Below are 10,855 nucleotides of genomic sequence, written 5' to 3'. Positions count from 1 at the left end.
TATTTTGAGGGGGGATTACCCATCTGTTGTAACCTTTGCACCTACAGACAGTCTATCTTTAAGCTTTTGGAAGTCTTTTTTGGGAATGTTATTTGGAAGAGCTTGTAAAGCAAGTTTGTTTTGAATGGCTGTATAAGGGTGCTTACCGACCAAATAGGACATATCATTTTTTAAAATTAGCTGCAATTGCACTTGAAGCTATAACTATTAATAAAACACATAAATATTTCATGTTAAGCCCTTTATAAAATGTTAATTATTCTGCCTTGATTATATTGTGAACTATATTTGAGATACTTTAAATTAACAATAGGAGCTGTTCATATATCCATCTGATCCTTCAAGTTCCATAAATAAAGATCATTTATATAAAGTCGATTGATTTCTCAAATAAATAAGAAGTTTTTGTTCATTACTTAAATTACATTTAAGTAATATTAAATTTTAAATGTATTAATTCTTCACTATTTCTGATAATTTTTGTATAGTTTTGATGGAAATGAGAATTCTTATTATTTTTTTTTGCATATTTCTCAAATCTGATCTCGTCAATCTCATGGAATTTTATGTATGACAAATTTTAATCTTTGACCAAATACAATTGCGCTTTTAGGTATTTTTATAAAAAGAAAATAAGTTTTAAATTTAGTAATTTCAATTATTTATTTTAAGGTAATCAAAGATGCAAGCATTTATAACAAAAGATTGCTTTACTGACCATGGTGGGCGAATTCTCGAAGGTGATGATTCTTGGATCGTTGAAGGCAAGGGGGTTCATCTTGAAGGAATGACACATTATTGCCCAAAATGTAAGGTTTTATCTAAGGCTATTGCAACACAAAGAGGATTTATACAAATTAATGGTCGCAATCTTATTGTGGCTGGTGATACTTCAACTTGTGGGGCTAAATACATAAAAATATCTGATTTGGCTGTTCGTTGTAGAGGTCTGCAAAATAGTTCAATAATGAAAATAATACAATTGATGAATGAACAGCTTTTTTCTGATGAATTTATGCTGATTGATGTGGAAACAAGTAGCATTATTGCAAATATGCCCTACAAGATACATAGAGAGAACGGACGTATAGAAGAGGGGGTTACTGATGAGAATGGTTTAATATCATCACTACAAAATACTAATCGTGCTGAAAAACTTAAAATAGAGATTGTTAATAATTTCTTTAACTTAGATGATTTTTTAGATGAACATTTTTAATAAAACACTTACAATGTCAGGAACAGGAGCTAAAGCCCCAGTTAAAATAGCGATTAAAACAAACTATAGAATAACCATTATGGTCAATGACAATACAGTTATCCTTGGGACACATGCTGGGATGTTATTGATAGGACCAAATACATTTGAAATTTATGACCCTAATGGTAGCTTTCATTATCCTGGTATTTCGGGAGGATCTTTAGGATTATTCCCTGTTGATGACTTAGGTAAACAGCATGACGTTTTTAAAAAATATCTTGAATATCAGTTAATTAATGGTGAGAGAGTTTATTTGTATTCATTTTATGTATCTAGAAAAGAGTTCTATCAAATTGAAGAAAATATTCTAAATCAAGTTGGCTGTGGACCAGTTTTAAATTGTACTCAATGTACCTCTGGTGCAATATCTGGAGTTGGTATTTTTAAGAATATACCATCTGGTATTTTTCTTCCTTCTAATTTAAAAAAGGAAATGGATAAAATTTCAAAACCTTTAAAAATCATAACAGGAAATTAGGGTCTGCTTATGAATAAATATGTAAGTTATATTGTTTTAAATACTCAACTACTTATAGGTTTTATTTTTTCATACAATTTTATAGATAGGGCGTTAATTAAAGAAAATTTTTTTATATATATACTTCTTGTTTTTATTTGTTCAAACATATTATTTTTTATGGGTAATTTCATTAAATATTTCTCAGTTAAAGCATTCTTATCAATTTTTATTTCTAGTTTTTTTATTACCTTGATTGTTCTTAAATTTAATAAACCTGAGATGGAGTTAAGACCTATTGATTATGCGTTAGTAATGGGATATTTAATTGTAATTTTAAAGCTTTATATAACGACTCCCATAGTTTTAATCATAGAAATTTTATTAAAGAAAAAGTATAAGTTTTAATACTTCTTTGGTGCTGAAAAAATCCCTGCCTTAATTGTTGAGAAAAAGAAGTAATTTCATGAAATTAAAAATATTATTTTGGCTTTCTACTTTAAATCTGTTTGGTATATTTTTAGTTTATATACTTTCATTTATGACAAGAAATAATCACTATGCCATATCTATAGATATGTTTTTTGTAGGCTCATCGGTTGTTTTATTTGCATTATCACTATTGCTCAGAAACACAAAAGCAATATCAATTAGTTTGTTATCTATAGGGCTTGCGGTCGGTATGAATTTTTTTAATATCAGTATTAGCTATCAGAAATGGATTGAACGTGAGCAACCTGAATTAGGACATAGATAGGCTTTTCACTGTTTTGAAAAAGTGAATAATGAAAAAAAAATCTTAATGATTATTGAAGAAGAGCATAATAGCTCAGTTTCTGCAATGATTTTTTATGGTATCTCCATAAAAAATACAGCGAGCCTAACACTCAAGCACAACATAAATTTAATAGTATATCCAGCCTAAATATGGGCTGTTAAAATTTTTTTTTGGTGGATCATCAAGCATCAACCTTCACTCAATTAAGACAATGTTATCTGATTAAAATTACCTCCCTATTCCCAGAATTGAATCCCATGGAGCAAGTTGGCAATTCATCAAGTCATCAAGCGACATTGGTTATTAAATCGCTGTTATAAGCGTGATGAGGCTATTGCTCATCAAGCTGTCATAACTTGGAATATGATCTGTTGTAGATAATAAGAAAGATAAGCATTGATTGCAGTCTATTTATGATTCTGAAAATTACATTTAAGTAATATTTAATTTTAAATGTATTAATTCTTCACTATTTCTGATAAGTTTTGTACGGCTTTGATGTAAATGAGAATACTTATTATTTATGTTTGCATATTTTTCAAATCTGATCTCGTCCATCCCATGGAATTTTATGTATGAGAAAGTTTAATCTTCGTCCTGTTTCGATAGCGCTTTTAGGTATTACAACAAGCACAGTCTATGCAAATAACAATGCAGAAGTGAATTCTGCTCAACAACTTGCCACTATTGTTGTTTCAGCTGCAGGCTACGAGCAAAAGTTAAAAGATGCACCAGCCAGTATTACGGTGATTACCGAAAAAGATTTAAAAGATAAACGTATAAACTCTATTGCAGACGCGTTAGTCGATATTGAAGGTGTTGATATTAGCCCTCAAGCTGGAAAAACAGGGGGACTGAATATTCGAATTCGAGGAATGGATGCTGAATATTCTTTGGTGCTAATCGATGGTCGCCGTCAAAACAGTACAGGAGATATTACTCCCAATGGATTCGGTGAATCCAACAATAGTTTTATCCCACCGATTTCAGCAATTGAACGGATTGAGGTGATTCGAGGACCTGCTTCTACACTTTATGGTTCTGATGCAATGGGAGGGGTTGTCAATATCATTACTAAAAAAGTATCCAATGAATGGACAGGTAGTTCGACCATAGAGGCAACTTTACTGCCAAACAGTTCTAATTTTGGTAATCAACGTGCTGTAGATTCTTTTATAACAAGTCCAATTATTAAAGATTTGTTGGGGTTGCAGCTTCGTACACGAACAGCTAGACGAGCTCAGTCCAATGTCGGTTATCTCGACCAAAGTGATAATGCTGTAATACTTGATAGAGGAGATAATCCGACCAAATCAGCGATTGATACTGTTGGTGCTCGTTTAGCACTGACACCAACAAAACAGCATGATCTTTACTTAGAGTATGAAAAAACTGAGCAATGGTATGACAACAGTAAAGCTCAATTGGGCACATTGGGTGCAAATGGAGGCTATGACAAAGCTCAAGAATATAATCGAGATCGAATTGTACTTGCGCATACATGGCGCAATGATATTGGGACCTTAGATTCGAGTATTAGTAATACACAGACAGAAACAATAGGTCGACTTATTCCTGCACGTGCTCAAGTGGGATCAACTGTAATTAACCCGCGTCTTCTTGAAAGTAAAGATACGATTTTTGATATAAAATTTGCTAGTCAATATTTTGATGCCCATAACATTACTTTGGGTGGACAGTGGTGGGATGCCAGTATTAAAGATGGATTAAGGGTAAATAAAGAGGTTTCTTTTAAACAGATTGGTGTTTTTGCAGAAGATACATGGGCACTTACTCCAAGTTTGGCTCTCACAACGGGTTTGCGTTTTGATAATCATGATACCTTTGGCTCCTTTTGGACACCTAGAACCTATTTGGTGTGGAATGCAAATGATAATTGGACCCTTAAAGGTGGCTATAGTGAGGGATATAAAGCACCTCGCTTAGAACGTCTAACCAATGGGATTTATAATGTTGGTGGGCAAGGACGAACGCCACTTTTTGGTAATCCAAATTTAAAGCCGGAAACAAGCCGTAACCTCGAGTTCGGTACTTATTTTACGAATGAGTCCAATTTTGATGCCAATATCACTACATTTTATAGTCAAGTGAAAGACAAAATAGTCAATGGACCTATCGAAAGAACCTGTGATGCCAAGAATATTGCTGATAAAAAGTCTTGTGAAGAATATATGTCAAGCATTGGTACGCCATGGTTAATGCAATCTGGCGACACTGGCACTCGTGCTTGGAGTGTTAGGCGTCCAATTAATGCACAAAAAGCTAACATCTATGGTATCGAAACAGGATTGAATTGGGAGTTCGTGCCGACTTGGAAATTGGGATTGAACTATACATGGACTGAAACGGAAATTCAGGATAAAGCACTGGGAAATCCACCTTTAAACGATACGCCTAAACATATTGTGAATGCATCAATGAAATGGCAAGCCGATGATAAAATTCAATTATGGGCGAGGGGTGAATACCGAAGTGAACGTGCGCGTTATACGTCTAGCTATAATAATTTAACAGCAACCGAAAAGGGGGTATATGATGCCCTCGGTGATTTTAAAGCCTATGCTTTAATGCACGTAGGATCAAACTTTAATGTAAATGAGAAGTTGGATATCGGAGTAGGCTTATACAATGTATTTGATAAAAACTTTATCGATTATCAAAAAGTAGGTTCACTTTATTATAATCAGTACAGCAACACGCAAGAAGGTCGTCGAGTTCAATTGAGTACTACCTTTAAATTCTAGCATGAGCATATATCGAAACTTTATCCTGATAGAGTTTCGATATTTTATAAATTAAAGCATTGATTTTTTGTATTTAAAATTAATAAAAAGAATTTTTATCTTGATGGATACAAAACCATCAATAGGGATCGGGAATATTTAATATTCCCGATCTAACTTACTTGGATTCGGGGGGCGTCATACCAAATTGCAAATAAGCTTGATTAGTCGCAATACGTCCGCGTGCTGTACGCATCGCATAGCCTTGCTGAATCAAATAAGGTTCAATCACATCTTCTAAAGTACCAGAATCTTCAGCCATGGCAGCGGCTAAAGCTTCAACACCTGCTGGACCACCATCAAAGCGTTCTAATAACATCGACAAATAACGACGGTCGAGTGTATCTAACCCATCTTTATCGACATTCAGCATATCTAAGGCACGTTGCGCCATTTCTTGAGTGACTTCACCTGTTCCTTTGACTTGTGCATAGTCTCGCACACGACGTAATAAACGGTTGGCAATACGAGGTGTTCCACGTGCTCTTCGAGCGATCTCTTTTGCACCATCAGGTGTAGTAGGCACATCCATTAAATGTGCTGAACGAGCCACAATGTGGGTTAAATCTTCAACGGAATAGAACTCAAGACGTTGCACAATCCCAAAACGATCACGTAATGGAGAGGTGAGTAGACCTGCTCGAGTTGTTGCGGCAACCAAGGTAAATGGTGGTAAATCCAGCTTAATCGAACGTGCGGCTGGACCTTCACCGATCATAATATCAAGCTGATAATCTTCCATGGCAGGATAAAGGATTTCTTCAATTACAGGCGAAAGGCGATGAATTTCATCAATAAAGAGCACATCGCCTTCTTCAAGATTGGTCAGCATGGCTGCCAAATCACCTGCGCGCTCCAAAACAGGACCAGAGGTTGATTTTAGATTACCTTCCATTTCACGTGCGATGATATTGGCTAAAGTGGTTTTACCTAAACCCGGTGGACCAAATATCAAAGTATGATCAAGTGCTTCACCACGACCACGTGCAGCGCCAATAAAGATTTCCATTTGCTCACGGACTACAGGCTGACCGATGTAGTCATCCAATGATGTTGGGCGTATGGCACGATCAAAATGATCTTCAGGTTTTTCAGTCCCACTAATTAAACGGTCTTGCATGAGTATTTTGATCTGTCTTATTTATTCATGGATTTGAGTGCAGCACGGATGATGTCGCTTGCTTCAGTATAGTCTGCTTTCACGGCATTAATCAGTTTTTGTGCTTCTAAAGGTTTATAACCTAACGATTGTAATGCTGCTTCAGCTTCAGCAACAGCAGAATTACCTGTAAATTGTATTTGAGCTGTAGTCGAGTTATTTGAAGTGCTGCCTGTCGAAAATGCCTTAAAACGATCACGAAGTTCAATCATTAAGCGTTCCGCTGTTTTGGTACCGACACCTGGAACTTTAACCAAAGTTTTGACGTCACCATTTTCAACAGTATGCACTAACATTTCTACACTTAAGGTAGAAAGAATACCCAAAGCCATTTTAGGACCCACACCGTTTACTTTGAGTAGGGTACGAAAAATGGTTTTTTCTTGCGCGTTTGAAAAGCCATATAACAATTGAGCATCTTCACGAACAGCTAAATGCGTCCATAAGGTGACCTGTTGTCCTTTTTGCAGTTGGCAAAATGTTGAAAGTGGGGTGTCAATTTCATAGCCCACTCCATTAACATTTAAAAGTACTGTTGGTGCTTCTAAAGCGAAGACTTCACCGATAAGACATCCGATCATTGCATTGGTTCACTTAATTTTGTTCATGGTTGAATAGTAGATGCCATTTGCTCTAAACGCAAAATTGCTTTGAGGATTTCTTTACGATTTCGTGCAGATTTTATCCAAGCAGGTAAGCGAGAAAAATAACTGGAATTTCCTGTATTTTGTGTTCTTTCACGTAAATCAGCGAGAATAAAGGATTTGAGTACTTGTAAATGCTCAGGATTGTGTATGTAGAGATTGCCAAGTCGGGTATGCGCAGTCAAATACAGTTTAAGCCCAAATTGCGTATGCTTAAGTCGATTTGCGTTGGCATAGTCGATATCTCGTGGTTTTACGCTGAGTTGAGAAGTCTTATTGCATATAGGACAAATTGCCTTTACATGTGTCACTGGATTTTTAAGATGATATATTTTCTGGTTTACACTGAGTTGAGTTCCACCACAAAAATGACAGCGTTCGGTAACATAAACATAGTAATGACCATTAAATTCTTTATTGTATTCTTTAGAATGACTGTCTAAGTGACGGTTGCATTTACGACACGTAAATACAAAATGCGAAGTGCATTCACAACTGAACGTTGTTTTGTCTAACTTTTGATAATGGATGATTCCTGGGGTTTCGCAGTCAGGGCAATGCACCCATTGATCGGCAAAAATAAACTGAGATTTATACACCCCATCATCAATATAGCGTGATGTCATCAGAAAAACCCTACCTTATTCCCTTGAAGTTCTTGCGCCAAATTATAGGCTTGGTGATCTGAAAACTTACTGACAATATCAAGAACTTGCATAATATTGTCATAGTGATTATCACTAAAGCGTGCGCCAAAACGTTCTAAAATGGACATCAAGCGACCATCTTTAAAACTTAAAGTTTTATGTGGTGTGGTCAGTGGAATAAATGCATCTAAGATATGTTGCAGGCTTTGATGTGCAATAATTTCCAACCCTGACTTTTGTGGATGTTCAAAGATCTTTTCACGAGCGAGGTTTTTGGCACGATCTATTCCCAGTTCAATATCTTCAGAACAGTATTGCAATAAAGAGTCTTTGAGTTGTCCTGATATAATTTGGAAATGTTGCTTTGCAAAAGCAGTCGTGACTTCTTCAACTAAACGTTTCATCACACGACCACGTAATGCTGCAATCTTTTGTTGCCAAGTGGTGTAGGGCATATTTAATTCAGCAGGAACACCAAAATCTCCTAATAAATCAAGAAAAATAGGTTCAACTTCTTCATAAGAAAGCATGTTGAGAATAATCCCATCCTCTAAATCAATTAAGGCATAACAAATATCATCTGCTGCTTCTAATAAATAGGTTAAAGGATGGCGACACCAGCGATATTCACCTAATTGAATTAAGCCAAGTTGGTCTGCAATTTGTTTGAGGATTTCTTTCTCAGCTTGATAACAGCCAAATTTTGCCCGTTTACTAGCAGGTGTATTACCTTGAGATTCTATGGTTTGGGATAACCACGGATACTTTAAGTAAGCTCCTAACGTTGCGTAAGTTAAGCGCATTCCTCCATCATGAGGATGGTAGTCAATTTTGGTCAGCAAACGTAATCCTTGCGCATTACCCTCAAACTGACGAACATCTGCTTGTTGTTCAGAACTTAAGTCTTTTAAAAAATCAGTATGTGCTGCATCGTCAAACCATTCACGAATGGCATATTCACCAGCATGCCCAAAAGGTGGATTGCCAATATCATGTGCTAAACATGCTGCTTGTATGATTGCGCCAACATCGGCTGGGGAAATCCAGATTGGAAGTTCTTTTTGTATTTTTTCGGCTGCCAGCATACCCAATGAACGACCAATACATGAAACTTCTAGAGAGTGCGTGAGTCGTGTATGGATACCATCGTGTTGAGTCAGTGGATGGACTTGAGTTTTACGATTCAGTTGTCTAAAACTTTGTGAAAATATAATGCGGTCATAGTCTTTATGAAAAGGGCTTCGTGCTTGTTCTGTACTTTGTTTCTTACTTCCTAAACGAACAGTTGAGAGAAGTTCTAACCAACGCATTTGAGTCATTTATCATTTATCATTTTTTCGTTAATTGTATGATGCCAAATTTATGAAAGATGTACTAGAGGCGGGCGACATAAGTTGTCCCACTATATTTATATTTGGGCGCGTTTTTCCAAATTTTTTTCGCCCTAATTTTTGAAGTCTGTTGATACTTCACAAATGCTAGGTCAGGGCTGGTATTTAAGTTCTTTGAGGAAATAGAAATTGTCGTTGATAGTGTGAAATTAAACTTTTATACATGTTTGCATTCATTAGTCTTATATGTTCAACTTATTTTATTTTTAATTTTATATATTTAGGAAATAAAATAAAAGTAGCTTGCGTTTTTAGGAGTTCAAATTGGTTAACCCAAAAGAGCCACAACAACAAGATGAAATGAAACAACTGTTAGAGAGTTTTCTAGCAAATGTATTCGCAATAACAATCATAGGTGTGATTGGATTATTTTTATACGGATTCGTACAATTTTTAGCTTCCTTTGAACCTAAAACTCGTTTGAAGTATGCGGATGTAACTGTAGAGGAGAGACTTCGCAACTCACCTAAAATTTTTGATTATTTTTACAGGCAATCAAAATTAATTTTTGCAGAAAAATTACCATTGATAAAATATGATGATTTTCTATGGGTCTACCAAAAATCAACTTATAAACGTTATCACTTTGAAATTTCAAGTTTAGATTTATCACAACAGCAATTTGAAGATATTTTTATTGCTAAATTTAATCATGCTGGATGGGAGTTGATTCAAACTGACCGGGATCGACCTTATCAATTAGACCAAGTAGATTATACTTTTGTGGATCAATTAGGAAATCGAGCATTCGTCACTAAACCCATGCATAATCAAAAAAACTTAAATTTCTGGAAAATTTCAATGGTTGAAAATTCAGGTGTTTACACGTATAAGCAGTGAAAAATTTAACTTAATATCATTGAGTAATTAGAGTAAAGCATGAAAAAAAATTATTTTTATACACAGCAGCTATTTTATTTACAGCATGTAGTCAATCGCATGAAAACAAACAGGGGACAATAAAAGAAAATACGCAGCAGTATGACAACCCAAAAGCAAAGCATGAAGAGAAAAATGATTCAAGAAAACCTAAAGTTACTATAGATCAGCCGATTGCAACTTTTGCTTTTCAGAAAACCTCAGATGGTCATCTAACCAATAATTGTATCTGGACAGATGATCCAGATGCACAAGGAAAAGTGTATTGGAGCATCATACCGAGCAGTATGTTGAATGGAAAATCTAAATTTACTGCAGAGGATATTACGCCAAGCAAAGTAAAAATTGGACAACCAATAAAAAACTGCAATGAAGGTTATCAAAATGAAACAGCAAAATATGCTTATGCGATAGATCATGATGGTGATCTAGTGAATACGGTTGCCCTCAAATTAGACCGAATGATAGAAACAGCAGACCACCTTTATACAATTGATCTGAATAAAAACGCACATCCTGAAAAAATTTATGTTTGCTATAACATGGAAAGTTTAGATGTATTTTTTATAGATTCTGTGCCCAAAAATCCCGATTTAAGACATGTAAATGTTGAATTGTCCTATGCAATTGATGGAGAAATTGAACCAGATATTTCATGTGGAAAAGTTTTTTATCAAAAAAGTGGAATCATTGCAAAAGAAGATCCGAAAACAGGGGACTACACATATAGTGCTCAATAATTCAATTGTTACGAATCATGTTTAAAGACGAAAGTCAAAGTAAATCGAATGTTTAAAAGCAAGATTTCAGTCTTTTTTAAGTTGGATATGACTAG

The 10,855-nt window shown here is 35.2% G+C and carries 11 protein-coding genes; 7 read left to right on the top strand and 4 right to left on the bottom strand.

All coding sequences use genetic code 11. From position 1 onward, the window contains the following. Positions 1–682 precede the first annotated feature (682 nt). The 5 genes from AAV97_RS02535 (at position 683) to AAV97_RS02515 (ending at position 5,261) form a co-directional block, all read left to right on the top strand. Entirely contained in the window at positions 683–1,219 is a 537-nt protein-coding gene (locus AAV97_RS02535) for a PAAR domain-containing protein (RefSeq protein WP_046759717.1), read from the top strand. Next, complete coding sequence (locus AAV97_RS02530) at positions 1,206–1,739, top strand: hypothetical protein (RefSeq protein ID WP_046759716.1); 534 nt, start codon at positions 1,206–1,208, stop codon at positions 1,737–1,739. The genes AAV97_RS02535 and AAV97_RS02530 overlap by 14 nt, the downstream gene beginning before the upstream one ends. A 9-nt stretch (positions 1,740–1,748) precedes the next feature. Then, the gene (locus AAV97_RS02525) at positions 1,749–2,126 is read left to right on the top strand and encodes a hypothetical protein (RefSeq protein WP_005032367.1); all 378 of its coding nucleotides are present in this window, start codon (positions 1,749–1,751) and stop codon (positions 2,124–2,126) included. 58 nt (positions 2,127–2,184) lie between these two features. Continuing rightward, entirely contained in the window at positions 2,185–2,475 is a 291-nt protein-coding gene (locus AAV97_RS02520; protein ID WP_004824633.1) for a hypothetical protein, read from the top strand. A gap of 596 nt (positions 2,476–3,071) precedes the next feature. Further along, positions 3,072–5,261, top strand: coding sequence for a TonB-dependent receptor domain-containing protein (locus AAV97_RS02515; RefSeq protein WP_046759715.1), 2,190 nt, complete (start codon positions 3,072–3,074; stop codon positions 5,259–5,261). 157 nt (positions 5,262–5,418) lie between these two features. On the opposite strand, the gene ruvB is transcribed toward AAV97_RS02515, so the two are convergent. The 4 genes from ruvB to AAV97_RS02495 are packed head-to-tail and all read right to left on the bottom strand — an operon-like array spanning position 5,419 to position 9,069. Further along, positions 5,419–6,420, bottom strand: coding sequence for a Holliday junction branch migration DNA helicase RuvB (ruvB, locus tag AAV97_RS02510; RefSeq protein WP_046759714.1), 1,002 nt, complete (start codon positions 6,418–6,420; stop codon positions 5,419–5,421). A gap of 17 nt (positions 6,421–6,437) precedes the next feature. Next, positions 6,438–7,040, bottom strand: a complete 603-nt coding sequence (gene ruvA / locus AAV97_RS02505) for a Holliday junction branch migration protein RuvA (RefSeq protein WP_005032363.1) — start codon at positions 7,038–7,040, stop codon at positions 6,438–6,440. 23 nt (positions 7,041–7,063) lie between these two features. Beyond that, positions 7,064–7,729, bottom strand: coding sequence for a hypothetical protein (locus AAV97_RS02500; RefSeq protein ID WP_009584539.1), 666 nt, complete (start codon positions 7,727–7,729; stop codon positions 7,064–7,066). After that, complete coding sequence (locus AAV97_RS02495; protein WP_046759713.1) at positions 7,729–9,069, bottom strand: deoxyguanosinetriphosphate triphosphohydrolase; 1,341 nt, start codon at positions 9,067–9,069, stop codon at positions 7,729–7,731. Before AAV97_RS02495 ends, AAV97_RS02500 begins: the two co-directional genes overlap by 1 nt. Positions 9,070–9,405: 336 nt before the next feature. On the opposite strand from AAV97_RS02495, the gene AAV97_RS02490 reads away from it, so the two are divergent. Together AAV97_RS02490 and AAV97_RS21595 are read left to right on the top strand one after the other, a co-directional pair. After that, positions 9,406–9,981: a hypothetical protein gene (locus tag AAV97_RS02490; RefSeq protein WP_042086848.1), complete on the top strand. Its 576-nt coding sequence runs from the start codon at positions 9,406–9,408 to the stop codon at positions 9,979–9,981. 26 nt (positions 9,982–10,007) lie between these two features. After that, entirely contained in the window at positions 10,008–10,760 is a 753-nt protein-coding gene (locus AAV97_RS21595) for a hypothetical protein (RefSeq protein ID WP_155769244.1), read from the top strand. Positions 10,761–10,855: the final 95 nt, after the last annotated feature.

This window comes from Acinetobacter sp. Ag2, from assembly GCF_001005515.1.
Classification (GTDB): domain Bacteria; phylum Pseudomonadota; class Gammaproteobacteria; order Pseudomonadales; family Moraxellaceae; genus Acinetobacter; species Acinetobacter bereziniae.
The sequence above is the reverse complement of the archived record's forward strand: the minus strand, read 5'-3'. Positions and strand labels throughout refer to the sequence as shown.

Coding starts and splice junctions, on each gene's coding strand:
- AAV97_RS02535 (WP_046759717.1), top strand. CDS start 683: ATGCAAGCATTTATAACAAAAGATTGCTTTACTGACCATGGTGGGCGA.
- AAV97_RS02530 (WP_046759716.1), top strand. CDS start 1,206: ATGAACATTTTTAATAAAACACTTACAATGTCAGGAACAGGAGCTAAA.
- AAV97_RS02525 (WP_005032367.1), top strand. CDS start 1,749: ATGAATAAATATGTAAGTTATATTGTTTTAAATACTCAACTACTTATA.
- AAV97_RS02520 (WP_004824633.1), top strand. CDS start 2,185: ATGAAATTAAAAATATTATTTTGGCTTTCTACTTTAAATCTGTTTGGT.
- AAV97_RS02515 (WP_046759715.1), top strand. CDS start 3,072: ATGAGAAAGTTTAATCTTCGTCCTGTTTCGATAGCGCTTTTAGGTATT.
- ruvB (WP_046759714.1), bottom strand. CDS start 6,420: ATGCAAGACCGTTTAATTAGTGGGACTGAAAAACCTGAAGATCATTTT.
- ruvA (WP_005032363.1), bottom strand. CDS start 7,040: ATGATCGGATGTCTTATCGGTGAAGTCTTCGCTTTAGAAGCACCAACA.
- AAV97_RS02500 (WP_009584539.1), bottom strand. CDS start 7,729: ATGACATCACGCTATATTGATGATGGGGTGTATAAATCTCAGTTTATT.
- AAV97_RS02495 (WP_046759713.1), bottom strand. CDS start 9,069: ATGACTCAAATGCGTTGGTTAGAACTTCTCTCAACTGTTCGTTTAGGA.